The organism is Variovorax sp. MPBD4-3 (genome assembly GCF_058809745.1).
This window is the reverse complement of the sequence record NZ_JBXASW010000026.1, coordinates 29779-53289: the sequence shown is the minus strand read 5'-3', so window position 1 is coordinate 53289 and position 23511 is coordinate 29779. Positions and strand designations below refer to the sequence as shown.

Below are 23511 nucleotides of genomic sequence, written 5' to 3'. Positions count from 1 at the left end.
GGGCAGGGGCATGACGATGCATTCATCCGACATCTCGCGCCGCACGGCCATTGCGACCCTGGCCGCGCTGGGCTCGGGCGCGGTGCTCGCGCAGGGCTTGGCCGCGCGGCCCGTGACCGTGCGGCTGGGCTACCAGAAGTCTTCCACGCTGATCGCCGTGCTGAAGGCACAGGGCGTGCTCGAAAAGCAACTCGCACCGCTCAACGCCACGCTGAGCTGGCACGAGTTCACCAGCGGCCTGCCGCTGCTGGAGGCGCTGAACCTCGACAACCTCGAAATCAGCGCCGACGTGGCCGACACCGTGCCGGTGTTCGCACAGGCAGCCGGCGCCGAGCTGACTTTCATCGCGCAGGAGGCGCCGTCGCCCGCCGCGCAGGCCATCGTGGTGCGCGAAGACTCGCCGATCAGGACCGTGGCCGATCTCAAGGGCAGGAAGGTCGGCTTCGCGAAGGCAGCCGGCGCGCACTACCTGCTGATCGCCGCGCTCGACAAGGCCGGCCTGTCGTTCAGGGACATCGAGCCCGCCTACCTCACGCCCGCCGACGGCCGTGCCGCTTTCGAGAAGGGCGCCATCGACGCATGGGTGGTGTGGGACCCGTTCCTGGCCGCAGCGCAACGCCAGTCGAAGGTGCGCGTGCTGGCCGACGGCGCGGGCATCGCGTCTTACCAGCGCTACTACCTTGCCAGCACCAAGTTCGCTAAGGCGCGGCCCGACGTGCTGCGCGTGGTCTACGCAGAGCTGGAAAAGACCGGCAAATGGGTCAAGCAGAACCCGAAGGACGCGGCGGCGCTGCTGTCGCCCGTGTGGGGCCTGGACGGCGCGACCATCGAGCAGGCCAACGCCCGCCGCAGCTACGCGGTGCGCCCGGTCGTGGCCGAGGGCCTGACCGAACAGCAGCGCATCGCCGATGCCTTCTTCGCCGAGAAGCTGCTGCCCAGAAAAATCGATGCGCTGAATGTGGCGCTGTTCAAACCCGGAGCCTGAAGCCCATGAGTGCCGTCCTGAAAGACATCCAACCCCAGGCCCCCTCGCCGGCGATTCCCGGCGGCGTGCGCCTGGAAGCGCGCGGCCTGCACAAGCGCTACGGCGCGCGCGAGGTGCTGCGCAACACCCGGCTCGCCATCGAGCCCGGCCAGTTCATCGCCATCGTCGGACGCAGCGGCTGCGGCAAGAGCACGCTGCTGCGGCTCATCGCCGGGCTGGAGGAGCCGACCTCCGGTGGGCTCTACACCGACGGCAAGCAGGTGCACGGCCTGCACGACGACACCCGCATCATGTTCCAGGAGGCGCGCCTCCTGCCGTGGCGCCGCGTGCTCGACAACGTGACGCTGGGCCTGTCGAACGATGCCAAGGCGCGCGGCAAGGAGGTGCTCGCGCAGGTCGGCCTGGCCGACCGCGAGAACGAATGGCCGGCGCGCCTTTCGGGCGGCCAGCGGCAGCGCGTGGCACTGGCGCGCGCGCTGGTGCACCACCCGCGCCTGCTGCTGCTCGACGAGCCGCTGGGCGCGCTGGATGCATTGACGCGCATCGAGATGCACCGGCTCATCGAGAACCTGTGGCAGCGCCACCGCTTCACCGCGCTGCTGGTGACGCACGACGTGCAGGAAGCCGTGGCGCTGGCCGACCGCGTGATCCTCATCGAGGACGGCCGCATCGCGCTCGACGAGAACATCGCGCTGGCCCGTCCGCGCTCGCAGGGCGACCCGGCCTTCGCCGCAATCGAGAAACGAATCCTCGACAGGGTGCTGCAGAAGCCGGAAGACACCGCGCCCGAGAGCACCGACGCCAGCTGGCTCACGACACCGGCGCACGCATTGCGCTGGGCGATCTGAGCTTCTTCATCCATCAGCCCATCCTGAAAGGTAGTCGCATGTCGCAGAACTGGAAATTCGAAACCCTGTCGGTGCACGCCGGCTATTCGCCCGAACCGACCACGCGCGCGGTCGCGCCTCCCATCTACCAGACGGTGGCGTATGCCTTCGACAGCGCGCAGCACGGCGCGGACCTGTTCGACCTGAAGGTGCCGGGCAACATCTACACCCGCATCAACAACCCGACGCAGGACGTGCTGGAGCAGCGCGTGGCGGCGCTCGAAGGCGGCATTGCCGCGCTTGCCCTGGCCTCGGGCCAGGCGGCCGTGACCTACGCGATCCAGACCATCGCGGAGGCGGGCGACAACATCATCAGCAGCACGGCGCTGTATGGCGGCACCTACAACCTGTTCGCCCACACGCTGCCGCAGTTCGGCATCACCACGCGCTTCGCGGACCATCGTGATCCGTCCAGCTTCGAGAAGCTGTTCGACGACAGGACCAAGGCGGTTTTCGTCGAATCGCTGGGCAATCCGGCTGGCAACGTGACCGACATCGCGGCCATTGCCGAGATCGCGCACCGCCACGGCGTGCCGCTGATCGTCGACAACACCGTCCCGTCGCCGTACCTGAGCCGCCCCATCGAGCACGGCGCCGACATCGTGGTGCATTCGCTCACCAAGTACCTGGGCGGCCACGGCACCAGCATCGGCGGTGCCATCGTCGATTCGGGCAAGTTCCCGTGGGCCGAGCACAAGCAACGCTTCAGGCGGCTGAACGAGCCCGACGTGAGCTACCACGGCGTGGTCTACACCGAGGCGCTGGGCCCGGCGGCGTACATCGGCCGTGCGCGCGTGGTGCCGCTGCGCAATACCGGCGCGGCCATCTCGCCGTTCAACGCCTTCCTGATCCTGCAGGGGATCGAGACGCTGGCGCTGCGCATGGACCGGATCAGCAGCAACGCACTTGCGGTGGCGCAACACCTGAAGCAGAGCAAGGCCGTGAACTGGGTGAACTACGCGGCGCTCGAAGACCACCCCGACTACCTGTTGGCGAAGAAGTACTTCGGCGGCCGCTCCAGCGGCGTGCTGACCTTCGGCATAGGCGCGGGCCGCGAGGGCGGCGCGAAGTTCCTCGATGCGCTGAAGCTCTTCACGCGCCTGGTGAACATCGGCGACGTGCGCTCGCTGGCCACACACCCGGCCTCGACCACGCACCGGCAACTGTCCCCCGAAGAGCTGGCCAGGGCCGGCGTGACGGAAGACACCGTGCGCCTGTCGGTGGGCATCGAGCACATCGACGACCTGATCGCCGACCTCGACCAGGCCCTTGCCGCCGCATCGAACTGAAAGACTTTTTGAAGCAATGACCGCACTGCAATCCATCCCCGAAGCCGCGCTGGACCAGCTGTTCCGCAAGGCCCGCACCGTGCACGCGTTCAAGCCGGTGCCGGTGACCGACGAGCTGATCCACAAGCTCTACGACCTCGTGAAGTGGGGCCCGACCGCCTTCAACGCCCAGCCGGCGCGCTACGTGTTCGTGCGCAGCGAGGAGGGCAAGGCGAAGCTGAAGCCGGCGGTGTCTGCTGGCAACACCGCGCAGACGCTGGCCGCCGGCGTGACGGTGATCGTGGCGCACGACACGCGCTTCTACGAGCACCTGCCCGCGCAGTTCCCGGCCTACGACGCCAAGCCGCTCTTCGAGAAGAGCGCCGAGGCCGCGCAAGCCACTGCCTTTCGCAACAGCAGCCTGCAGGGCGCCTACCTGATCCTGGCGGCGCGCGCGTTGGGCCTCGACGCGGGGCCGCAGTCGGGCTTCAACGCGGAGCTGGTCGAGAAGGCCTTCTTCCCCGATGGCCGCTACAAGGCCAACTTCCTGGTGAACCTCGGCGTGGCCGACCACGCCGGCACCTTCGAGCGCGGCCCCCGGCTGGCGTTCGAAGAGGTGGCCGAGATCGTCTGACGGCAGCCACCTCATCTCATCTTTTTTTGTGCTTTTCCTCAACGAATTTCCTCAACCCGAAAGAGAACCCATCATGTCCATTCAAGCCATCAACGTACGCAACCAGTTCAAGGGCAAGGTCCGCGAAATCATCCGCGGCGATGTCGTCTCCGAGGTCGATGTCGAGACCGCCTGGGGCATCGTCACCTCGGTCATCACCACGCGCTCGGTCGACGAGCTGCAATTGAAGGTGGGCTCCGACGTGGTCGCGCTCGTGAAGTCGACCGAGGTTTCGATCGCGAAGCTCTGACGGACCCTCGGGCATCTGCGACAACCCGGCGCTGTCATGGCGCCGGGTTTTTTCGTTTCTGGGGTGATTGTTTGCAATCGCTTTGGGCGATTTACAGGCGTGTCGACATCGAATGTGCTGAATGTCAGGAATCCGATGAATCTTTGAAAACCACACATCAGCCTTGAAGGGGCCGCCATAGCATGCGCCGCGAGATCGCGGTCCATGCCCTGAACCGGCGTGCGGCTGCATCTCGCGAAGAGTCGAAAAAACAAACGGAAATCTTCAGGGAGTCACCGCATGCGTGTGGAAATCGATGAGCATGGAATGATCAGTCACGCGCGAGTCAGGCACGCTCGCAGCACCAGGATCGAGAGAGGAAAGAGAACCGGAGCCATCACCGGAATCGTGGTGCACCAGACGGACGCCGATACTTCGGCGTCTTCATTGGACAGCTACAGGCAGCCGGGTGCCAACGGCGCGCACTTTCTCATCGACAAGGATGGGACGATCTATCAGACGGCTGCGATCTATCAGCGGACGAATCATGTGGGGCCGTTGAAGGCGAGGTGCCTGGTGATGCCGACGTGCAAGATGTCCGACTTTCCTCCCAAGGTAGGGCCGGCGGAGATGCATCGCATCGAGATGCTCAAGGCGCCTGCGGACCGGTATCCGAGCAATATGGAGGCTATCGGGATCGAGATGGTTGGGAGGGCGAGGCTGCCGGCGAGTGTGAGGCTGCTTCCCACAGAGTTGACGTGGCCTCCCGAAAAGGTGCGGGCCAAGTACGCTGTATTCGAAACGCCGACTGCTGCTCAAAATCAATCGCTTTCGTGGCTTGTCAGAGTGCTTCAAAATTCGATGCAAATTGCTGCGGATGAAGTCTTTCGTCATCCTGTGGTCAGCAGAAAAAATCCAACTGAGGCACAGGGCGCAGATTGGAATCTCTCGGTACCAGCACCATGACCAACTCAAGACTTTTCATGACTGCTGCGGCGCTGGCTGTGGCTGTAATTTCTTTGTCGGCGCAGGCCGCGGACCGGCGATACCCCATTGGCTATGTCAGGAAGGTGGAGGTCACGCATCCTTCACACCGAAGCGCTTGGGAAAACAAGGACTTTCTGGATTGCGACGATGTCGTCCTTACAGAGGAAGACGTTCTATATGCCCTGAGGTATATGCACAGGATTTCGTGGAAGGCCTACGACCCGGAGAAGATGGATACCACGGGCTGTGAAGGGCAAGCGCTTGTGACGTTCAAGAACGGAAAAATCCTCGCGATGGGAATCGAGCCCACCGGGCGGATCAGCACCGCAGAGTTCGATTCCAAGATGAAATCTACGGCGAGTCCCCTGGGCTTCTACGAATGCCATCCGTGCGGAGAACGCAAGATGGCTCTTCTCAAGGACGCGTTGAATCGCGCTGATGAGCGCAGGCTCAAGCGAATGGAGGCCGAAGGACGGATCCCGCCTGGCGAGGCAGAAATCTTGCTGAAGAAGACGCGGGCTGATCGTGAAAGGCCATGACTTGTTTTTCGACGCTGCATCGTTCAGTGATCGTGCGCACCAGCCTATACAACGGCTGGTTGTTAAGAACCGACTTTTCGGTTGTTTGAGCTTCGGCCCCTGGCTTCTACAGTGGTGGTTATCGCCATCAGGGCGAATGCACCGCACAACAGGAGCCTCATCGCATGCCAGTGGAAGTTGAAGAAGAACTCGTCGCCTTGCCCGAGGCACTTGAACAGGCGCGCGCCAAGGCCGCCGAAAGCAATTGGCCCTATGCCGGAGGCGTGACGCCGCCGGTGGCCTGGGAACTGGTCCGTGGTGGCCAGGCGGTGCTGGTCGACGTGCGCTCCGGCGAGGAGCGCAAGTTCGTCGGCCATGTGCCCGACAGCCTGCACGTAGCCTGGGCCACGGGCACGGCGCTCACGCGCAATCCGCGCTTCGTGCGCGAACTCGAAGCCAAGCTGGCAAAGGACGGCGGCAAGGACGCCGTGGTGCTGCTGCTGTGCCGCAGCGGCAAGCGATCGGCGCTGGCAGCCGAAGCAGCGGCCAAGGCGGGCTTCACGCGGGTGTTCAACGTGCTCGAAGGCTTCGAGGGCGAGATCGACTCGCAGCAGCATCGCGGCGGCTCCGACGGCTGGCGCTTCCACGGCCTGCCGTGGGTGCAGGACTGATCTCGCGTCGAACAGACAGACATCCACGGGAGAACATTGCACATGGCCCATTTCGAAGTGAGCGACATCGTTCGCGCGTTGCACGGCGTGCGCGACGAATGGCGCGATTCGCAGCGCCGCTCGCGCGAGCCAGGCGCACGCGAGTTTCCGTCGCGCGACGCACTGGCGCAGATCGTCGAGTCGCTGAAGGGCGCGCTCTTTCCGATGCGGCTCGGCCCGCCGGACCTGCGCCATGAGAGCGAGGATTTCTACGTCGGCCACACGCTCGACGCCGCCCTGCAGGCGCTGCTGGTGCAGGCGCGGCTGGAGCTGAACTTCAACGCGCGCCACGAGCCGCGTCCCGCCAGCGATATCGACGACTCTGCAACCGACGCCATACGCCGCTTCGCCACCGCCTTGCCGGGCCTGCGCCGCCTGCTCGACAGCGACGTGCTCGCCGCCTACCAGGGCGACCCAGCGGCGCGCAGCGTCGACGAGGTGCTGCTGTGCTATCCGGGCGTGCTGGCGATGATTCACCATCGCCTCGCGCACGAGCTCTACAAGCTCGGGCTGCCGCTGCTGGCGCGCATCGTGGCCGAACTCGCGCACGGGCAGACCGGCATCGACATCCATCCCGGTGCGCAAATCGACGCGGGTTTCTTCATCGACCACGGCACGGGCGTGGTGATCGGCGAGACGGCGGTCATCGGCAAGCGGGTGCGGCTCTACCAGGCGGTCACGCTCGGTGCCAAGCGCTTTCCGACGGACGCCGAAGGCAACCTGCAGAAGGGTCTTCCAAGGCATCCGGTGGTGGAAGACGACGTGGTCATCTACGCGGGCGCAACCATCCTCGGGCGCGTCACGCTCGGCAAGGGCGCCGTCATCGGCGGCAATGTGTGGATCACCGACGACGTGCCCGCGGGCGCCAGCGTCACGCAGGCCAGCCTGCAGAATGCGCCCAAGGCAGGTGGTGCAGCATGAAAGCATTCGTCGAAGACTTCGGCGTCACCATTCGCCAGTTGCGCGAGGGCAAGGGCTGGTCGCAGGAGGAACTCGCGGAGCGTTCCGATCTGAACCGCTCCTACGTGGGCGAGATCGAACGCGGGCGCGTCATTCCGTCGATCGTCACCGCGCAGAAGCTGGCCACCGCGCTGGGCATCAACATGGTCGGCCTGCTCATGCGCTGCGAGCAGCTGGAGCAGTCGCGCCTTGCGCGAAGGATCAACTTGGCGGCTATAGCCTGTTGAGGGAAAACCCGTGGGCGCCGGACACTGGCGTCCACTTTTTCCTCAACCCACGGAGCCCTGATCCATGAGCGCAACAGTTGGTGGTACGACCGCCCTTGGCGACAACGCCGCAAGACAGCTAGCCAATGCCACCAAGACGGTACCTCAGCTCGAGACCATCAGCCCGCGCTGGCTGACGCACCTGCTGCAATGGGTGCCGGTGGAGGCGGGCATCTACCGCGTCAACAAGGTCAAGAACCCCGAGTCGATCAAGGTCACCTGCACCTCGCGCGAAGAAGAAAACCAGCTGCCGCGCACCTTCGTGGACTACGAAGAGAACCCGCGCGAGCACTACCTCAATGCCGTGAGCACCGTGCTCGACGTGCACACCCGCATCTCCGACCTCTACAGCAGTCCGCACGACCAGATCAAGGAGCAGCTGCGCCTGACGATCGAGACGATCAAGGAGAACCAGGAGAGCGAGCTCATCAACAACCCCGACTACGGCCTGCTGGCCCAGGTGACGGAAGAGCAGCGCATCTTCCCGCTGACCGGCGCACCCACGCCCGACGACCTCGACGAACTGCTGACCAAAGTGTGGAAGGAGCCCGCCTTCTTCCTCACGCACCCGCTGGCCATTGCCGCCTTCGGGCGCGAAGCCACGCGCCGCGGTACGCCGCCGCCGACGGTGAGCCTGTTCGGTTCGCAGTTCATCACCTGGCGCGGCATTCCGCTGATTCCGTCGAACAAGGTGCCGGTGGCCGACGGCAAGAGCAAGATCCTGCTGCTGCGCGTGGGCGACAAGCGCCAGGGCGTGGTGGGCCTCTTCCAGCCGGGGCTGTCTGGCGAGCAGGGTCCGGGGCTGTCGGTGCGCTTCATGGGCATCAACAACCATGCGATCGCGTCTTACCTGATCTCTCTGTACTGCTCGCTCGCGGTGTTGACCACCGACGCGCTGGCGGTGCTCGACGACGTCGAGATCGGCAAGTACCACGACTATCCCGACACCTACAAGTAAGCCGCTGTGAGCAGCACTCCATCGATTCCGGGCGAGGCGCCGTTCGACCCGGCCATCCTCGCGCGCATGGCCAGCGCCATGTTCTCCGAGGTGCCGGGCGCGCAGTTTCCCGCCAACGTCGCGCCGCCGGGCTCGCCGCTGGTGAGCCCCGCGGGCTTCGGGCCGAGCGTGCCGGGCACCCCGATTCCGCAGGGGCATATTCCGGGCGCCAACCTGGTGCCGGCATCGCCCACGCAGTTGCCGTCGCTTGCCAATCGCGCGCCTGCCTTGCTGCCGCATGCGGTGGCGGGCAACGGCGTGCCGGACAGCGTGCTGTCGGTGGCGCCGGCTTTCGAGCCGCGCTCGGGCGGCTCGGTGCTGGGCGTGCCGCAGCAGGTGAATGCGCCTTCGGCACCGCAGCCGGCAGCGTCGCCGTTCTACTTCGTGGGCAACAGCTTCGGGCATCCGTCCCCTGGCGCCACGCAGGGCATTGCGATTCACGATCCGTTCGCTGGCCTTGAAATGCCGCAACCGGCTGCGCCGGTTTCGCCGCCGAGCCCGTCGATGGCGCCCGCCGGCCGCGACGCACAGTTCTATTTCGTCGATGCGGTGCGCCTGCCCAACGGCTTCGTCACGCCGGCCAAGCCCGATCCGCGCGGCCCTGACGCCGTGCCACTGGCGGGCAGCGGCCAGCATCCGCCGTTCGACGTCCATGCCGTGCGGCGAGACTTTCCGATCCTGCAGGAGCGGGTGAACGGCAAGCAGCTCGTGTGGTTCGACAACGCGGCCACCACGCACAAGCCGCAGTCTGTCATCGACCGCATCGCGTATTTCTACGAGCACGAGAACTCGAACATCCATCGTGCAGCCCATGAGCTGGCCGCGCGCGCAACCGACGCCTATGAAGGTGCGCGCGAACGCGTTCGCAAGTTCATCAACGCGCCGGAAGTCGAAGAGGTGATCTTCGTGCGCGGCACCACCGAGGCCATCAACCTCGTGGCCAAGAGCTGGGGCGGGCAGCACGTGGGCGAGGGCGACGAGATCATCGTGTCGAACCTCGAACATCACGCCAACATCGTGCCTTGGCAGCAGCTAGCCGCGGCCAAGGGCGCGAAGCTGCGGGTGATTCCGGTGGACGACACGGGCCAGGTGCTGCTCGACGAATACCGCAAGCTGCTCAACGACCGCACGAAGATCGTGGCCGTCACGCAGGTGTCGAATGCGCTGGGCACGGTGGTGCCTGTGAAGGAGATCGTTGAACTGGCGCACCGCGCGGGTGCCAGGGCGCTGGTCGACGGCGCGCAGTCGGTATCGCACATGCGCGTGGACGTGCAGGACATCGGCGCCGATTTCTTCGTCTTCTCCGGCCACAAGGTGTTCGGTCCGACCGGCATCGGCGTGGTCTGGGGCAAGCGTGAAGTGCTCGAAGACATGCCTCCGTGGCAGGGCGGCGGCAACATGATTGCCGACGTGACCTTCGAGAAGACCGTGTTCCAGCCGATCCCGAACAAGTTCGAGGCCGGCACCGGCAACATCGCCGACGCGGTGGGCCTGGGCGCGGCGATCGACTACGTCAACAAGGTCGGCATCGAGAACATCGCTCGCTACGAGCATGACCTGCTGGTGTACGGCATGGCGCAGCTCGGCGCGATCCCTGGCGTGCGGCTGATCGGCACGGCGGCCGACAAGGCCAGCGTGATGTCCTTCGTGCTCGACGGGTACGCCACCGAGGAAGCGGGCCATGCGCTGAACGACGAAGGAATCGCGGTGCGCACCGGCCACCACTGCGCGCAGCCGATCCTGCGGCGCTTCGGCGTCGAGACCACGGTGCGGCCGTCGCTGGCGTTCTACAACACCTTCGACGAGATCGATCGGCTGGTGGCTGTGGTGCGGCGGCTGGCGGGGCAGCGGCGGGCAGGGTAGGTTCGTCAGGGCGTCGGCGCGAGGTGGCGGGTGAAGAAAGCCGTCACCTCGGCGTTGAAGGCCGCATGAAAAGCCGTGCGATCGAAGCCGGGCGCATCGCGGCAGATCTCGGACTTCGCTTCGATCTGCGCTGGCGGGCACGGCGCAAGGAAGCCGAAGTGCTCGGCTTTCTCGGCCACGCGCCATTCGGGCGCCACGGGCAGGTTGCGGCGGACCGCCGCCACGCTGTCGGGCGTGACGCCGTCGCCGCCGTAGGCCGAGGCCCAGAGCAGGATCGGGATCTTCACGTCCTTCAGGTCATCGGCGTCGAAGACCATGCTGAGCGGGTCGGCGATCACAGCGGCCTTGATGCGGGCGTCGTGGGCCAGCGGCGACGCGAGCAGTTCCTGGAATCTCCGGCGCATCAGCGCGCATGCCGGGCTTTGCAGGTCTTTGGCGCAGGGCGATGAGGGCAGGGGCGGGAGGCGCTCGAAATCGGGACGTGCGCCGGCGAGCACGAGGCCCGTGTAGCCGCCCCTGGAAAAGCCGTAGAAGCCGATCCGGTCGGACGCGATCCGGTCATGCGAGGGCCATTGCCTGAGCATGTGGTCGATCAGCCGCTTGATGTCGGTCGTTCTCGTCGCCAGGGCCGAGATCCTGTCGTCCGGGCTGCCGCGAATCTGGAAGTTGTCTTCCGAATGGCTGATGGCGGCGACCACGAAGCCCGCGTCGGCCAGCGCCTGGGCGGTGTCGTGGTGGCCGAGGAAAGAGCCCCCATACCCGTGCGACAGCACGATCAGCGGGAGCTGGGCGCCGGGCACGAGCGGGCAATCCCGCACGCCGCGGATCGTGGTCCGGCCGAGCTGGATGTCGCCGGCCGGCGCGGCGCAGGGTGTCCACACGGCGCCGCGCATTGCCGGGCCCTCGCGGTCGGCGGGTATCTCGAGGGTGCTGAAGCCGGCGGCCTGCGCGAGCGCGGCCGAGAGACAGGCGGCCGCGAGGCCGAAGGAGCGCAGATGGCGAAGGAGATGCATCGCCGCAGTGTGCTGCGCCGTGTCGCAGGCTGCTTAGCAGACTTTGCGATCTTTGCCCGGTTTACGAATGGCGCGCTATGCTTGGAGATTGTTAACACTCGTGATGCTTGCCACCGCATGTCCCTGCCTCAAGCTCCTTTGCCCGCGTCTTCGGCGGCCGACGAATCCTGCGACGTGATGGTCGTCGGCGGTGGCCCCGCCGGATCGACCATTGCCGCGTTGCTGGCCCAGCAGGGCCGCAAGGTGGTGCTGCTCGAGAAGGCGCATCACCCGCGCTTCCACATCGGCGAATCGCTGTTGCCCGGGAATGTCGAGCTGTTCGAGAAGCTCGGCGTGCGCGACCAGGTCGACAAGATCGGCATGCCCAAGTTCGGCATCGAGTTCGTCTCGCCCGAGCACGAGCACCGCAGCTATGTCGAATTTGCCGAGGGCTGGGACAAGTCGCTCGACTCCGCCTGGCAGGTGCGCCGCTCCGAACTCGATGAGCTGCTGTTCCGCAACGCGGCGACGCGCGGTGCGCAGACGATCGAGGGCTGCAAGGTGCGCGACGTGGCCTTCGATGCCGACGGCGCCACCGTCAAGGCCGAGATGGACGACGGCGCGAAGCGCAGCTGGCGCGCCCGCTTCGTGGTCGACGCCACCGGGCGCGACACCCTGCTGGCCAACAAATTCCGCTGCAAGGAGAAGAACCCCGACCACAACAGCACGGCCGTGTTCGGGCACTTCACCAACGCCGAGCGGCTCGAGGGCAAGAAGGAAGGCAACATCAGCATCTGCTGGTTTCCGCACGGCTGGTTCTGGTTCATTCCGCTGGCCGACGGCACCACCAGCGTGGGCGCGGTCTGCTGGCCGTACTACCTGAAGACACGCGACAAGCCGCTGAAGGACTTCTTCTACGACACCATCGCGCTGTGCCCGGCGCTGCAGGAGCGGCTTCAGCACGCCACGCTGGTCGACGACGCGGTGCATGCCACGGGCAATTTCTCCTACTCCAGCACGCACGCCACCGGCGACCGCTACCTGATGCTGGGAGACGCCTTCACCTTCATCGACCCGATGTTCTCGTCTGGCGTGTACCTGGCCATGCACAGCGCCTTCGACGGCGCCAAGCTGGTGGCGACCGCGCTCGACCAGCCGGCCCAACTGGCGGCGGCGCGCCGGGGCTTCGAGGCCATGATGCGCAAGGGCCCGAGCGAGTATTCGTGGTTCATCTACCGCGTGACCAACCCGACCATCCGAGACATGTTCATGCACCCCGGCAACCCGTTCCGGGTGAAGGAGGCGTTGATGTCGCTGCTGGCCGGCGACATCTACAACGGCACGCCGATGTGGAACGCGCTGCGCATGTTCAAGGTGCTGTACTACGGCATCTCGATTGCCAACTTCCGGCGCACCTGGGCGGGCTGGAAGCGCCACCGCTTCAACACCCGCGACATGGGGATGTTGAAGGGCGAGACCATTCTCAAGTCGGAATAGCCTGCGCGTTTTTCCGGGCGATGGCGCGGAATGGCGCCGTGATTCGCTCGTCCGCGTCGACCGTCCGCCAGAACACGCTGGCAAGCTGGCGTGCCGCCTGCCATTCCCCCAGCGTCTCGACGGTCGGTGCCAGGTCGCCGGCCGCCAGGTCGCGCGGCGGCAGTTCGCCGCTGGTGGGTGCATAGAGCGTCGGCAACACGTCGTATGCGGGCGCCAGCCGCCAAGCGCCGTTCTCTATGAGCAGCGAGATGTTGCCGTAGTGTCGATCGGTGTTGCCGATGAGCCGGCCAAAGGCCTCAAGGAAGCGCAGCGTTTGGGCATCGTCTGCGCGCAACAGCCCGCGCGAAACCATGCGATTCGCAGTGGCGGCCCAGTTGTCGATCTTTCCGATGTGCTGCGCGTCGTATGCCATCAGCGAAACCATTGCGATCCGGCCCCGAGCGGTCCGGTCGAAGCGCTCGACTTCCAGGAAGACGCGGCCCGCCTCGATGAACAGGCGAGTGGTGGCCGCCGCCACGCCGGCCTCTTGTAGCGTGCGCAGCGCCAGGTGCTCGCACACGAGCAGGTCGCGCGAACGCCTGTCCGCCGGCGAAGCGCCGGATGGGGAGAACTTGACGATCACTTGCCGCCCGTCGCGCACGGTGCAGAACTTGGGCTGTTCGCCGCCGGCCGATGAGCCCGGCAATGTGCCTTGCATGGCGCTGTCCGCCATGGCGGGGTAGTCGGTGGGGGACACCTGTGGCGCTGGCCGCGCGGCAATCGACTGGAATCGTCGGAACGACTCCCCGCCGACGACCAGGTTGCCCGGCAGATCCTCGCCGCAGAGCGCCAGCGCTTGAAGCACGTCGTCATCGCGCCAGTGGTCTGGGTTGGCGGGCAGGCCGAGTTCCGGGTGGCCGTGTGCAAAGGCGCGGCCTATGAATCCCTGGGGCCGCATGTCGGCCAGGAACCATGGCAGCCCGTCATGCAGCGCGCTCGGCCCTTCTTCCTCATCCATCCAGCAGCGGCCACCTTGCAACGGCACGATGCGGCCGAACGGTGCGGCATCGCCATTCGCGTCGACCTTGATGACCGGGACTTCCGCGCCGACGCGCTCGACATGCCGGGGTGCGACATACATCTGCGAGCGCGCGGCACCCACCTTCAGGATGCTGGCGTCGCGCAAAAGAGGTGCCAGCGTTCTCGAGACTGTCGGCTGGCTTACGCGAAGCCGCGCCTGAATGTCGGCGCTGGAGGCGGCGCCCTGCGATCGGATGAATGCAAGCGCAGTCTCGGCAAGGGTCGCGGGGGTAGGGGGCATTGAATACCAATGTGAATAGATAAATTATTCTATCCTTCGCTTGGAAATTCGTCTGAGTGAATTAATTAATGAATAGATACTTGCGATTGGTTTTTGGCGGTTTGCGCCACTTGGGCCCGCATCGGATGTAAGGCGCTCAGCCCCCCGCACGGGCGCGCTGGGCTTCGTAGGCCTTGAGATGGACGTAAGCCGTGCGCAGCACCGAAGGCGCCGCCGCATGGCCCGGCGCCGCGCGGCCCAGCAGGTCGCCGACGATGTGGTCGGCTTCCACTTGCGCGCCGCGCACGATGTCCTTGTACATCGATGCCGTCATCGGCGAGCCGGCGGCGGTCATGATGGCCCGGCCGCGCTGCACTGCCGCCGGGCGCGGCGCGAAGCCGTTGTGTTCGGCGATGGCGCAGCATTCGCCGAAGATCGACAGCGCCACGTCTTCCCCGCCCGCCGCCATGATGTCGCCGATGGACGCGCGCATCAAGCTGGTGAGGCCCGCCGCCGAAGCGATGAAGACCCATTTCTCCCACATGTCCTGCAAGATGGTCTCGCTGGCGTTGCCGTCGAACCTGGCGCCCGCGAACTGCGCCGCGATGGCGTCGATGCGCGCCGAACGGCCACCGGCGCGCTCGCCGTAGCTCAGGCCGTGCGTGTCGTTGAGGTGCAGCACGCGGCCTTCGTCGTCCAGCGTGGCGGAGATCATGCACAGGCCGCCCAGCACCTTGTCTTCGCCGAAGCGCGCGACGAGGCTGTCGATGTGCTTCATGCCGTTGAGCAACGGAAGAATCACGGTGTTCGGCCCCACCGCCGGAGCGAACGAATCCATCGTTGATTCGAGGTCGTAGGCCTTGCTGCCGGCGATGACCACGTCGTAGGGCCCGTCGATGCCGTCCGCCAGCACGTGCCTGGGCGCGGGAAGCTGCAGGTTGCCGAATTGGCTCTGCACCACCAGCCCGGTCTTCGCGAGCTGCGCTGCGCGGCGCGGCCGCAGCAGGAAGGTGACGTCGCGTCCTGCTTCCAGCAGACGGCCGCCGAAGTAACCACCGAGTGCGCCGGCACCCACCACCAGAAATCTCATCGCGTGTCGCTCCTGAATCAGTCGAACCAAAAAGATCGATGGCGATGATGCCCGGGATTGCGCCGGGCTGCTTCAGGCGGGTACGCGCCAAGCCAAGAACTTTTCTGGAAAAGGTCTTGGGCGGTTCGCATAATCGCCTTCGTCAAACGACGCCCTCATTTCACAGGAGTTCCATCCATGGCCCAGATCCGCATCGCCGTTCTCGTCGGCAGCCTTCGCAAGGATTCGTACAACCAGAAGCTGGCCCTCGCGCTGGCGCATCTCGCTCCGCCCGAGCTCACCTTCGAGCATCTGCGCATCGACGACCTGCCGGCCTACAACCAGGACGACGACGGCAACCAGGCGCCCTCGGTCAAGCGCCTGAAGACCGAGATCGCCGCGGCCCAGGGCCTGCTGTTCGTCACCCCTGAATACAACCGCTCGATTCCCGGCGTGCTGAAGAACGCCATCGACCATGCCTCGCGCCCCTACGGCCAGAGCGCATGGGCCGGCAAGCCGGCGGGCGTGGTGGGTGTGTCGGTCGGCGCCATCGGCACCGCGCTGGCGCAGCAGCATCTGCGCAACATCCTGGCCTACCTCGACGTGCCGACGATGGGCGCGCCCGAAGTGTTCCTGCAGGCCAAGGACGACCTGTTCGACGACAAGGGCCACATCGGCAACGAAGGCTCGAAGAAGTTCCTGCAGGGCTGGATGGACAAGTACGTGGCCTGGGTCAAGACCCACTCGGCCTGAGCGCGTCGCGCGCCAACGAAAAAGCCGCCCGTGAAGGCGGCTTTTTTTCATGGCGGGGCAGGGTCAGGCGACTTGCGCCACGTCCTTCTGGTTGGCGGCCTCACCGGTCGCCACCAGGATGTCGGCGCGGGCCGAGGCCAGCGCGCTGGCCTTGGCTTCGTCGCCCATGGCCACGCCTTCGGCACGCACGATGCGCACGTCGGTGATGCCGAAGAAGCCGAAGACCGCCTTCAGGTAGCTTTCCTGGTGTTCCATGGCCTGGCCGCCTTCGCTGGTCGAATAGACGCCGCCGCGCGAAGAGGCCACGATGACGGTCTTGCCGCCGGCCAGGCCGACGGGGCCCTTCTCGGTGTACTTGAAGGTGCGGCCGACTTGCCCCAGGCGGTCGATCCAGGCCTTGAGTTGCGTCGGGATCGAGAAGTTGTAGAAGGGCGTGCCGATGACGACCACGTCCGCGGCCAGGAACTGGCTCACGAGCTTTTCGGACAGCTCGTTTTCACGCTTTTGCGCTTCGGTCGGCTGGGCCTGCACGCCGATCTTGATGCCGAGCGAGTCGGCGCTGAAGTGAGCCGGGGCGTCGACGGCGAGGTCGAGGTATTCGACGGTGGTGTCGGGGTGGGCGGCGCGCCATGCGGCCACGGTCTCGGCCGAGAGCAGGCGCGAGGTGGAGTTTGCGGCGAGGATGCTGGAGTCGATGTGGAGCAGCTTCATGATCAGTCAATCACTTTCTTGGGGCTGTCGGCACTCAAGTTGGCCGGCGATGTGAGAATTCTATTTTTGGATGCAGTGGCCGATAAGTAGCCAAAATTAGCCTAGTTCGTTCTGTTTGCAGGACAATGAGCGGCATGCAAGACCTCAACGACATGGTTTTCTTCGCCGAAGTGGCCGAGCGGGGCGGCTTTGCCGCTGCCAGCCGGGCGCTGGGCATTCCCAAGTCGCGCCTGTCGCGCCGCGTGGCCGACCTGGAAGAGCGGCTGGGCGTGCAGCTGATGCAGCGCAGCACGCGGCGGCTGTCGCTCACGCCCGCCGGCGAGATCTACCTGCGCCACGCCTCCGCCATGCGCGACGCGGCGCAGGCGGCCGCCGAGGCGGTGGCGCAGGTGCAGACCGAGCCCAGCGGCCTGGTGCGGCTGAGCTGCCCCGTGACCATCGCGCACAGCGGGCTCGCGCAGCTGATGCCCGTCTTCATGGCGCGCTATCCGGCGGTGCGCATCGACATGCGCGTGATCAACCGGCCGGTCGACCTGATCGAGGAGGGCATCGACATCGCGCTGCGCGTGCGCCCCGTCATCGAGGACAGCACCGTGCTGGTGGCCAAGACCTTCGGCTACAGCCGCGGCGTGCTGATCGCCAGCCCGGAGCTGCTGGCGCTCCACGGCCCGGTCAACACGCCGGCCGACCTGGCGAAACTGCCGACCGCGGCCATGTCGGTCAACGGGGAAGGGCGCAGCGACTGGCGTCTGGAAGGCCCCGACGGCCAGAGCTGGGTGCATTCCCACGTTCCGCGCTATGTGGCGGACGACCTGGCAACGCTGCAGTTCGGCGCACTGGGCGGCGTGGGCGCGACCATGCTGCCCGACTACATGTGCCGGGCCGACGTGGACGCCGGCCGGCTGGTGCGAGTGCTGCCGGACTGGGGGCCGTCGCCGGTGGTGGCGCACATGGTGTTTCCGGCACGGCGGGCGCTGGTTCCGGCGGTGCGGCGGCTGATCGACTTCCTGACGGAGCACCTGCAGAGCGTCGACATGCGGATGTTCTGAGCGCTCGTTATGCGAAAAACGTCATATCCAAACAAGCAGATATTCGTTTGTCATTGAAGCGATGGTTCGCACAATCCGAGGCTCCCATCCAATCCAGGAGCGATCATGGCAACTCTGCGACTCGGCGACACCGCCCCCAATTTCACCCAGGACTCCAGCGAAGGCCCCATCGACTTCTACCAGTGGGCCGGCGATTCGTGGGTCGTGTTCTTCTCGCACCCGGCAGACTTCACGCCGGTGTGCACCACCGAGCTGGGCAAGACGGCGGCGCTGTCGGGCGAGTTCGCCAAGCGCGGCGTCAAGCCCATCGCGCTGAGCGTCGACCCGGCCACCAGGCACAAGGAATGGATCGGCGACATCAACGAAACGCAGAACACCACGGTCAACTTCCCCATCATCGCGGACGCCGACCGCAAGGTGGCCGACCTGTACGACCTGATCCACCCGAACGCCTCGACCACGGCCACGGTGCGCAGCGTCTACATCATCGATCCGAAGAAGATCATCCGCACGACCATCACCTACCCGGCGTCGACCGGCCGCAATTTCGACGAGATCCTGCGCGTGATCGACTCGCTGCAGCTCACCGACAGCCACAAGGTAGCCACGCCCGTGAACTGGAAGGACGGCGACGACGTCGTCATCGTGCCGAGCATCCAGGACCCGGCCGAACTCGCCGAGCGCTTCCCCAAGGGCTTCAAGGCCGTCAAGCCTTACCTGCGCATCACGCCGCAGCCCAACAAGTAAGCGGGACAGGGCAGCGTCGTCATGCAGACTCGTGTCGTCATCGTGCCCGGTTGGCGCGACTCCGGGCCCGGCCACTGGCAGAGCCTGTGGGAAGAGCGCATTCCGGGCGCGGCGCGGGTGGTGCAGGACGACTGGGCCTCGCCCAAGCGCGATGCCTGGGTGCCGGCGCTCGCCAAGCTGGTGCTGGAGCAGCCCGGCCCGGTGGTGATCGCCGCGCACAGCCTGGGCTGCATCGCCACGGCCCACCTGCCGCCAGAGGCCGCGGCCCGCATCCAGGGTGCGCTGCTGGTGGCTCCGGCCGACCCCGAGCGCCGGGCGGTGCTGTCCGACTTTGCGCCCGTGCCGTATGCGGCGCTGCCGTACCGCAGCATCGTGGTGGCCAGCAGCAATGACCCTTTTTGCCCGATTCGCCTGGCTGGTGCATATTCGCGCGCCTGGGGAAGCGAGTTCGTCCGCATGCAGAATGCGGGCCACATCAACATCGACTCGGGACACGGGGACTGGCCGCTGGGCCTCGCCTTGCTCCAGTCCTTGACCGACGAGCCCGCCGCCTGGTCGGCGGGCCGTGAATTTTCAGAAACTTTGGCAACCACATGACTTCCAGAATAAAGACCTTCGTCGCCGTGCTCGCGCTGGCGTCCTCCGCACTCGCCGGCAGCAGCGCCTTCGCACAGGGCACGTCGCTGCTGAACGCCTCGTACGACGTGGCCCGCGAGTTCTACAAGGACTACAACGCGGCCTTCGTGGCGCACTACAAGAAGGCGGCCGGCAAGGACGTCAAGATCGACCAGTCGCACGGCGGCTCCAGCGCGCAGGCCCGCGCGGTGGCCGACGGCCTCGATGCCGACGTGGTGACCATGAACACCTCGACCGACATCGACTTCCTGGCCAACGCCGGCGTGGTCGCCAAGGACTGGAACAAGAAATTCCCCGAGAACGCATCGCCGACCACGTCGACCATGCTGTTCCTGGTGCGCAACGGCAATCCCAAGGGCATCAAGGACTGGGACGACCTGGTCAAGCCGGGCGTGCAGGTGGTGATCGTCAACCCCAAGACCGGCGGCAACGGCCGCTACGCCTACCTGGCGGCCTGGGGATACATCAAGAAGAAGGGCGGCACCGACGCCCAGGCCGCCGAATTCGTCGGCAAGCTGTTCAAGAACGTGCCGGTGCTGGCGCGCGGCGGCCGCGACGCCACCACCGCCTTCCTGCAACGCAACATCGGCGACGCGCTGATCACCTTCGAATCGGAAGTGGTGTCGATCGACCGCGAGTTCGGCACCGGCAAGGTCGATTCGGTCTACCCGTCGATCAGCATCGTGGCCGAGAACCCGGTGGCCGTGGTCGAGCGCACCGTCAACAAGAAGGGCACCGGCGAACTCGCCAAGGCCTACCTCGACTGGCTCTACTCCGAAGAAGCACAGGAAATCGCCGCCAAGCATGCGCTGCGTCCGCGCTCGCAGACCGTGCTCAAGAAGTACGCCTCGACCTTCAAGCCGCTGCAGCTGTTCACGGTGCAGGAACTGTTCGGCAGCCTCGGCGAAGCGCAGAAGGTGCACTTCAACGACGGCGGCCAGTTCGACAAGCTCTACACCCCTGGCGCGAAGTAAATGAGCGGCGCTGTTCCTTCGGCGCTCCCGTCCGCGGGAGCGCCTTTTTCGCGTGCCAACCGGGCAGGGGGCGCCAAGCGCGTGCTGCCGGGTTTCCACATCACGCTCGGCTTCTCGATTCTCTATCTGAGCCTGATCGTGTTGATCCCGCTGTCGGCGCTGGTCTTCAAGACCTTCACGCTGACCTGGGACCAGTTCTGGGTGGCCGTGACCGCGCCGCGCGTGATGGCCTCGTACCGGCTGACCTTCGGCGCCTCGCTGTTCGCCGCCATCGTGAATGCGGTGTTCGGCCTGCTGGTGGCCTGGGTGCTGGTGCGCTACAAGTTCCCGGGCAAGCGCATCGTCGATGCGCTGGTCGACCTGCCGTTCGCGCTGCCGACGGCGGTGGCCGGCATTTCGCTGACCGCGCTGCTCGCGGGCAACGGCTGGATCGGGCAACTGCTGGAGCCGCACGGCATCAAGCTGGCGTTCACGCCCGCGGGCATCGTGATCGCGCTGATCTTCATCGGGCTGCCTTTCGTGGTGCGCACGGTGCAGCCGGTGCTCGAAGACGCCGAGAAAGAACTCGAAGAAGCCGCCACCTCGCTCGGCGCGACGCGGCTGCAGACCTTCACCAAGGTGATCTTCCCGTCGATCGCGCCGGCGCTGCTCACGGGCTTTGCAATGGCCTTCGCACGCGCCATCGGCGAGTACGGCTCGGTGATCTTCATCGCCGGCAACATGCCGATGATCTCGGAGATCACGCCGCTCATCATCATCGGCAAGCTGGAGCAGTACGACTACGCGGGTGCCACGGCGGTCGCGCTGGTGATGCTCGTCATTTCCTTCGTGCTGCTGCTGGTCATCAATGGCCTGCAAGCCTGGCAGCGTCGCAGGGCAGGAGCCTGACATGAGCGCACCTTCCAAAGTCATTCGCCGCGCGCAGGCCGGCACCACCGAATCCGCCTGGGTGCGCTGGACGCTGATCGGCATTGCGCTCGGCTTCATGTTCCTGTTCCTCGTGCTGCCGCTGGCCGCCGTGGCGACAGAGGCCCTGCGCAAGGGCGTCAATGCGTACCTCGATGCGCTGAAGGAGCCCGACGCCTGGAGCGCGATCCGCCTCACGCTGATCACGGCCGCCATCGCCGTGCCTATGAACCTCGTGTTCGGCGTGGCCGCCGCCTGGGCCGTGGCCAAGTTCGAGTTCCGGGGCAAGGCCTTTCTCACCACGCTGATCGACCTGCCGTTCGCGGTGTCGCCGGTGGTGGCGGGCCTGATCTACGTGCTTGTGTTCGGTGCCCAGGGCTGGCTCGGCCCGTGGCTCGCCGAGCACGACATCAAGATCATCTTCGCCGTGCCCGGCATCGTGCTGGCCACCGTGTTCGTGACCTTCCCGTTCATCGCGCGCGAGCTCATTCCACTGATGCAGGCGCAGGGCACCGACGAGGAGCAGGCCGCCATCGTGCTGGGCGCGACCGGCTGGCAGACCTTCTGGCGCGTGACGCTGCCCAACATCAAGTGGGGCCTGCTGTACGGCGTGATTCTCTGCAACGCGCGCGCCATGGGCGAGTTCGGCGCGGTGTCGGTGGTGTCGGGCCACATCCGCGGCCAGACCAACACCATGCCGCTGCACGTGGAGGTGCTCTACAACGAATACCAGTCGGTGGCCGCGTTCGCCGTGGCCTCGCTGCTGGCCATCCTGGCGCTGGTCACGCTGGTGATCAAGTCGGTCATCGAATGGCGCCACGAGCGCGAGATGAAAGCCATTGCCGAGCTGCCCCCGGAACGGCCCCCTGAAACCACGGCGGCCTGAGCCTGAGAAAGAAGAAATCATGAGCATCGAAATCCGCAACATCAGCAAGCAGTTCGGCGACTTCCGCGCGCTGCGCGACGTGAACCTCGACGTCGAGTCGGGCGAACTCGTCGCGCTGCTCGGCCCCTCCGGCTGCGGCAAGACCACGCTGCTGCGCATCATCGCGGGGCTGGAGACGGCCGACACCGGCAGCATCCTCTTTTCGGGCGAAGACACCACCGACGTGCACGTGCGCGAGCGTCAGGTGGGCTTCGTGTTCCAGCACTACGCGCTGTTCCGCCACATGACCGTGTTCGAGAACGTGGCCTTCGGCCTGCGCGTGAAGCCGCGCAAGGAGCGCCCGAGCGACGCGCAGATCAAGGCCAAGGTGACCGACCTGCTCAAGCTGGTGCAGCTCGACTGGCTGGCCGACCGCTACCCGTCGCAGCTGTCGGGCGGCCAGCGCCAGCGCATTGCGCTGGCCCGCGCGCTGGCCGTGGAGCCCAAGGTGCTGCTGCTCGACGAGCCCTTCGGCGCGCTCGACGCCAAGGTGCGCAAGGAGCTGCGCCGCTGGCTGCGCCGGCTGCACGACGAGCTGCACGTCACCTCGATCTTCGTCACGCACGACCAGGAAGAAGCGCTCGAAGTGGCCGACCGCGTGGTGGTCATCAACAAGGGGCAGATCGAGCAGGTCGGCTCGCCGCAGGAAGTGTGGGACCAGCCAGCCAGCCCCTTCGTCTACGGCTTCCTGGGCGACGTGAACCTGTTCCACGGCCGCGCCGACAACGGCGCGGTGCAGCTCGACGGCATGCGCCTGGATTCGCCCGAGCACAGCGGCGCGCGCGATGCCAAGGCCCGTGCCTACGTGCGCCCGCATGACATCGATGTGACGCGCTACGTGCCCGGCGCCTCCGGCATCGTCGCCACGCTGGCGCGCGCCATCGTCGTGGGACCCATCGCGCGGCTGGAACTTGAGCCCACCGAATCGAATCCTGATAATCCGGGCTCCGGAACCATCATCGAGGCGCAACTCCCTGCGCAACAGTTCCGTGACCTGGGCTTGAAGGAAGGCGACACCGTCGTCGCCAACCCGCGCAAGGCCAGGGTGTTCGTAGAAGAAGATTGGGTATCTCCTTGATCGATTGGTACTTCGGCGCGCCGCGCCGCGCGTATGGGCTGATCTGCCTGGCCTGCGTTCTCATGCTGGCCTTCGGGCTCTATCTGCAACACGTGGTGGGGCTGGAGCCTTGTCCCATGTGCATCGTGCAGCGGTATGCGCTGGTGCTGGTGGCGCTGTTCACCGGCCTGGCCGGGGTGTTCCGAAACGTCGGCCTGCGCTTCACGGGTGGGCTGCTCGCGCTGGTGGCTGCGGTCGGCGGCGCCTACACGGCGGCCTCGCAAAGCTGGCTGCAGTGGTATCCGCCCGAAGTCGTGTCCTGCGGGCGCGACCTCTACGGAATGATCGAGACCTTCCCGCTGAAACGCGCGCTGCCGATGATCTTCCGCGGTGGCGGCGACTGCTCCAAGATCGACTGGACGCTGTTTGGCCTGACGCTGGCGAACTGGTCGTTCATTGCCTTCACGGTTCTTTCGCTGCTGCTGATCGTGCTGCTGGTGCGTTCGCGCCGCGCACGCTGAGATCCATCGCATCGGGCGCAATGCCCCGATGCGGCCCCGGTTTTAGGGGGCC

General features: G+C 66.1%; 26 protein-coding genes. 22 read left to right on the top strand and 4 right to left on the bottom strand.

Features of this window, described 5'->3' with window-relative positions:
- Positions 1 to 10: 10 nt before the first annotated feature.
- The 12 genes from AC1RVW_RS16770 (at position 11) to AC1RVW_RS16715 (ending at position 10343) form a co-directional block, all read left to right on the top strand.
- Positions 11 to 985, top strand: coding sequence for an aliphatic sulfonate ABC transporter substrate-binding protein (locus AC1RVW_RS16770; RefSeq protein ID WP_493201195.1), 975 nt, complete (start codon positions 11 to 13; stop codon positions 983 to 985).
- A 5-nt stretch (positions 986 to 990) separates the two neighbouring features.
- Positions 991 to 1833: an ATP-binding cassette domain-containing protein gene (locus tag AC1RVW_RS16765; RefSeq protein ID WP_081269382.1), complete on the top strand. Its 843-nt coding sequence runs from the start codon at positions 991 to 993 to the stop codon at positions 1831 to 1833.
- A 38-nt stretch (positions 1834 to 1871) separates the two neighbouring features.
- Positions 1872 to 3161 (top strand): O-acetylhomoserine aminocarboxypropyltransferase/cysteine synthase family protein, encoded by a 1290-nt coding sequence (locus tag AC1RVW_RS16760; RefSeq protein WP_081269383.1) that lies wholly within the window; start codon positions 1872 to 1874, stop codon positions 3159 to 3161.
- A gap of 16 nt (positions 3162 to 3177) precedes the next feature.
- Positions 3178 to 3774: a malonic semialdehyde reductase gene (locus AC1RVW_RS16755; protein WP_493201192.1), complete on the top strand. Its 597-nt coding sequence runs from the start codon at positions 3178 to 3180 to the stop codon at positions 3772 to 3774.
- Positions 3775 to 3847: 73 nt separating this feature from the next.
- Positions 3848 to 4063 (top strand): TOBE domain-containing protein, encoded by a 216-nt coding sequence (locus AC1RVW_RS16750; protein WP_007829250.1) that lies wholly within the window; start codon positions 3848 to 3850, stop codon positions 4061 to 4063.
- A 279-nt stretch (positions 4064 to 4342) separates the two neighbouring features.
- Positions 4343 to 5008 carry a peptidoglycan recognition protein family protein gene (locus AC1RVW_RS16745; RefSeq protein ID WP_493201190.1) on the top strand — a complete coding sequence of 222 codons (666 nt, stop codon included), beginning with the start codon at positions 4343 to 4345 and terminating at the stop codon, positions 5006 to 5008.
- Positions 5009 to 5025: 17 nt separating this feature from the next.
- Entirely contained in the window at positions 5026 to 5568 is a 543-nt protein-coding gene (locus AC1RVW_RS16740) for a hypothetical protein (protein ID WP_493201189.1), read from the top strand.
- Between the two features lie 164 nt (positions 5569 to 5732).
- Positions 5733 to 6218, top strand: a complete 486-nt coding sequence (locus AC1RVW_RS16735) for a rhodanese-like domain-containing protein (RefSeq protein ID WP_285410674.1) — start codon at positions 5733 to 5735, stop codon at positions 6216 to 6218.
- A gap of 42 nt (positions 6219 to 6260) precedes the next feature.
- Positions 6261 to 7178: a serine O-acetyltransferase EpsC gene (epsC, locus tag AC1RVW_RS16730; protein WP_106934381.1), complete on the top strand. Its 918-nt coding sequence runs from the start codon at positions 6261 to 6263 to the stop codon at positions 7176 to 7178.
- Complete coding sequence (locus AC1RVW_RS16725) at positions 7175 to 7444, top strand: helix-turn-helix domain-containing protein (RefSeq protein ID WP_081269389.1); 270 nt, start codon at positions 7175 to 7177, stop codon at positions 7442 to 7444. The genes epsC and AC1RVW_RS16725 overlap by 4 nt, the downstream gene beginning before the upstream one ends.
- 64 nt (positions 7445 to 7508) lie before the next feature.
- Complete coding sequence (locus AC1RVW_RS16720) at positions 7509 to 8441, top strand: family 2A encapsulin nanocompartment shell protein (protein WP_106934382.1); 933 nt, start codon at positions 7509 to 7511, stop codon at positions 8439 to 8441.
- 66 nt (positions 8442 to 8507) lie between these two features.
- Complete coding sequence (locus AC1RVW_RS16715) at positions 8508 to 10343, top strand: family 2A encapsulin nanocompartment cargo protein cysteine desulfurase (RefSeq protein WP_493201231.1); 1836 nt, start codon at positions 8508 to 8510, stop codon at positions 10341 to 10343.
- A 5-nt stretch (positions 10344 to 10348) separates the two neighbouring features.
- Here AC1RVW_RS16715 and AC1RVW_RS16710 read toward each other — a convergent pair whose 3' ends face one another.
- Positions 10349 to 11356 carry an alpha/beta hydrolase family protein gene (locus AC1RVW_RS16710; protein ID WP_106934383.1) on the bottom strand — a complete coding sequence of 336 codons (1008 nt, stop codon included), beginning with the start codon at positions 11354 to 11356 and terminating at the stop codon, positions 10349 to 10351.
- 117 nt (positions 11357 to 11473) lie between these two features.
- Between AC1RVW_RS16710 and AC1RVW_RS16705 the strand changes: the two genes are divergently transcribed.
- Positions 11474 to 12832: an NAD(P)/FAD-dependent oxidoreductase gene (locus AC1RVW_RS16705; RefSeq protein ID WP_205367071.1), complete on the top strand. Its 1359-nt coding sequence runs from the start codon at positions 11474 to 11476 to the stop codon at positions 12830 to 12832.
- Here AC1RVW_RS16705 and yjjJ read toward each other — a convergent pair.
- Together yjjJ and panE are read right to left on the bottom strand one after the other, a co-directional pair.
- Positions 12819 to 14132, bottom strand: a complete 1314-nt coding sequence (gene yjjJ / locus AC1RVW_RS16700) for a type II toxin-antitoxin system HipA family toxin YjjJ (protein WP_493201187.1) — start codon at positions 14130 to 14132, stop codon at positions 12819 to 12821. The two genes, AC1RVW_RS16705 and yjjJ, sit on opposite strands and share 14 nt — an antisense overlap.
- Positions 14133 to 14268: 136 nt before the next feature.
- On the bottom strand, positions 14269 to 15201 hold the full coding sequence (gene panE / locus AC1RVW_RS16695) for a 2-dehydropantoate 2-reductase (RefSeq protein ID WP_106934386.1): 933 nt from the start codon (positions 15199 to 15201) through the stop codon (positions 14269 to 14271).
- 177 nt (positions 15202 to 15378) lie between these two features.
- On the opposite strand from panE, the gene AC1RVW_RS16690 reads away from it, so the two are divergent.
- Entirely contained in the window at positions 15379 to 15933 is a 555-nt protein-coding gene (locus AC1RVW_RS16690; RefSeq protein WP_106934387.1) for an NADPH-dependent FMN reductase, read from the top strand.
- 63 nt (positions 15934 to 15996) lie between these two features.
- Here AC1RVW_RS16690 and AC1RVW_RS16685 read toward each other — a convergent pair whose 3' ends face one another.
- Positions 15997 to 16644 (bottom strand): FMN-dependent NADH-azoreductase, encoded by a 648-nt coding sequence (locus tag AC1RVW_RS16685; protein WP_081269396.1) that lies wholly within the window; start codon positions 16642 to 16644, stop codon positions 15997 to 15999.
- A 134-nt stretch (positions 16645 to 16778) separates the two neighbouring features.
- On the opposite strand from AC1RVW_RS16685, the gene AC1RVW_RS16680 reads away from it, so the two are divergent.
- The 8 genes from AC1RVW_RS16680 (at position 16779) to AC1RVW_RS16645 (ending at position 23459) form a co-directional block, all read left to right on the top strand.
- Positions 16779 to 17693, top strand: a complete 915-nt coding sequence (locus AC1RVW_RS16680) for a LysR family transcriptional regulator (protein ID WP_081269545.1) — start codon at positions 16779 to 16781, stop codon at positions 17691 to 17693.
- Positions 17694 to 17798: 105 nt separating this feature from the next.
- The gene (locus tag AC1RVW_RS16675) at positions 17799 to 18440 is read left to right on the top strand and encodes a peroxiredoxin (RefSeq protein WP_081269397.1); all 642 of its coding nucleotides are present in this window, start codon (positions 17799 to 17801) and stop codon (positions 18438 to 18440) included.
- Positions 18441 to 18461: 21 nt separating this feature from the next.
- Positions 18462 to 19037, top strand: a complete 576-nt coding sequence (locus AC1RVW_RS16670; protein WP_081269398.1) for an RBBP9/YdeN family alpha/beta hydrolase — start codon at positions 18462 to 18464, stop codon at positions 19035 to 19037.
- The gene (locus tag AC1RVW_RS16665) at positions 19034 to 20050 is read left to right on the top strand and encodes a sulfate ABC transporter substrate-binding protein (RefSeq protein ID WP_493201186.1); all 1017 of its coding nucleotides are present in this window, start codon (positions 19034 to 19036) and stop codon (positions 20048 to 20050) included. The genes AC1RVW_RS16670 and AC1RVW_RS16665 overlap by 4 nt, the downstream gene beginning before the upstream one ends.
- Positions 20051 to 20938 (top strand): sulfate ABC transporter permease subunit CysT, encoded by an 888-nt coding sequence (gene cysT, locus AC1RVW_RS16660; protein ID WP_106934391.1) that lies wholly within the window; start codon positions 20051 to 20053, stop codon positions 20936 to 20938.
- Position 20939: 1 nt separating this feature from the next.
- Positions 20940 to 21842, top strand: coding sequence for a sulfate ABC transporter permease subunit CysW (cysW, locus tag AC1RVW_RS16655; protein ID WP_081269546.1), 903 nt, complete (start codon positions 20940 to 20942; stop codon positions 21840 to 21842).
- Positions 21843 to 21861: 19 nt separating this feature from the next.
- On the top strand, positions 21862 to 22959 hold the full coding sequence (locus tag AC1RVW_RS16650) for a sulfate/molybdate ABC transporter ATP-binding protein (protein ID WP_285410656.1): 1098 nt from the start codon (positions 21862 to 21864) through the stop codon (positions 22957 to 22959).
- The gene (locus tag AC1RVW_RS16645; RefSeq protein WP_081269402.1) at positions 22956 to 23459 is read left to right on the top strand and encodes a disulfide bond formation protein B; all 504 of its coding nucleotides are present in this window, start codon (positions 22956 to 22958) and stop codon (positions 23457 to 23459) included. Before AC1RVW_RS16650 ends, AC1RVW_RS16645 begins: the two co-directional genes overlap by 4 nt.
- Positions 23460 to 23511: the final 52 nt, after the last annotated feature.

Coding starts and splice junctions, on each gene's coding strand:
- AC1RVW_RS16690 (WP_106934387.1), top strand. CDS start 15,379: ATGGCCCAGATCCGCATCGCCGTTCTCGTCGGCAGCCTTCGCAAGGAT.
- AC1RVW_RS16735 (WP_285410674.1), top strand. CDS start 5,733: ATGCCAGTGGAAGTTGAAGAAGAACTCGTCGCCTTGCCCGAGGCACTT.
- AC1RVW_RS16745 (WP_493201190.1), top strand. CDS start 4,343: ATGCGTGTGGAAATCGATGAGCATGGAATGATCAGTCACGCGCGAGTC.
- AC1RVW_RS16650 (WP_285410656.1), top strand. CDS start 21,862: ATGAGCATCGAAATCCGCAACATCAGCAAGCAGTTCGGCGACTTCCGC.
- cysT (WP_106934391.1), top strand. CDS start 20,051: ATGAGCGGCGCTGTTCCTTCGGCGCTCCCGTCCGCGGGAGCGCCTTTT.
- AC1RVW_RS16710 (WP_106934383.1), bottom strand. CDS start 11,356: ATGCATCTCCTTCGCCATCTGCGCTCCTTCGGCCTCGCGGCCGCCTGT.
- AC1RVW_RS16685 (WP_081269396.1), bottom strand. CDS start 16,644: ATGAAGCTGCTCCACATCGACTCCAGCATCCTCGCCGCAAACTCCACC.
- AC1RVW_RS16675 (WP_081269397.1), top strand. CDS start 17,799: ATGGCAACTCTGCGACTCGGCGACACCGCCCCCAATTTCACCCAGGAC.
- AC1RVW_RS16750 (WP_007829250.1), top strand. CDS start 3,848: ATGTCCATTCAAGCCATCAACGTACGCAACCAGTTCAAGGGCAAGGTC.
- yjjJ (WP_493201187.1), bottom strand. CDS start 14,132: ATGCCCCCTACCCCCGCGACCCTTGCCGAGACTGCGCTTGCATTCATC.
- AC1RVW_RS16720 (WP_106934382.1), top strand. CDS start 7,509: ATGAGCGCAACAGTTGGTGGTACGACCGCCCTTGGCGACAACGCCGCA.
- AC1RVW_RS16770 (WP_493201195.1), top strand. CDS start 11: ATGACGATGCATTCATCCGACATCTCGCGCCGCACGGCCATTGCGACC.
- AC1RVW_RS16705 (WP_205367071.1), top strand. CDS start 11,474: ATGTCCCTGCCTCAAGCTCCTTTGCCCGCGTCTTCGGCGGCCGACGAA.
- AC1RVW_RS16665 (WP_493201186.1), top strand. CDS start 19,034: ATGACTTCCAGAATAAAGACCTTCGTCGCCGTGCTCGCGCTGGCGTCC.
- AC1RVW_RS16680 (WP_081269545.1), top strand. CDS start 16,779: ATGCAAGACCTCAACGACATGGTTTTCTTCGCCGAAGTGGCCGAGCGG.
- AC1RVW_RS16670 (WP_081269398.1), top strand. CDS start 18,462: ATGCAGACTCGTGTCGTCATCGTGCCCGGTTGGCGCGACTCCGGGCCC.
- AC1RVW_RS16715 (WP_493201231.1), top strand. CDS start 8,508: ATGGCCAGCGCCATGTTCTCCGAGGTGCCGGGCGCGCAGTTTCCCGCC.
- AC1RVW_RS16760 (WP_081269383.1), top strand. CDS start 1,872: ATGTCGCAGAACTGGAAATTCGAAACCCTGTCGGTGCACGCCGGCTAT.
- cysW (WP_081269546.1), top strand. CDS start 20,940: ATGAGCGCACCTTCCAAAGTCATTCGCCGCGCGCAGGCCGGCACCACC.
- AC1RVW_RS16725 (WP_081269389.1), top strand. CDS start 7,175: ATGAAAGCATTCGTCGAAGACTTCGGCGTCACCATTCGCCAGTTGCGC.
- AC1RVW_RS16765 (WP_081269382.1), top strand. CDS start 991: ATGAGTGCCGTCCTGAAAGACATCCAACCCCAGGCCCCCTCGCCGGCG.
- panE (WP_106934386.1), bottom strand. CDS start 15,201: ATGAGATTTCTGGTGGTGGGTGCCGGCGCACTCGGTGGTTACTTCGGC.
- AC1RVW_RS16740 (WP_493201189.1), top strand. CDS start 5,026: ATGACTGCTGCGGCGCTGGCTGTGGCTGTAATTTCTTTGTCGGCGCAG.
- epsC (WP_106934381.1), top strand. CDS start 6,261: ATGGCCCATTTCGAAGTGAGCGACATCGTTCGCGCGTTGCACGGCGTG.
- AC1RVW_RS16755 (WP_493201192.1), top strand. CDS start 3,178: ATGACCGCACTGCAATCCATCCCCGAAGCCGCGCTGGACCAGCTGTTC.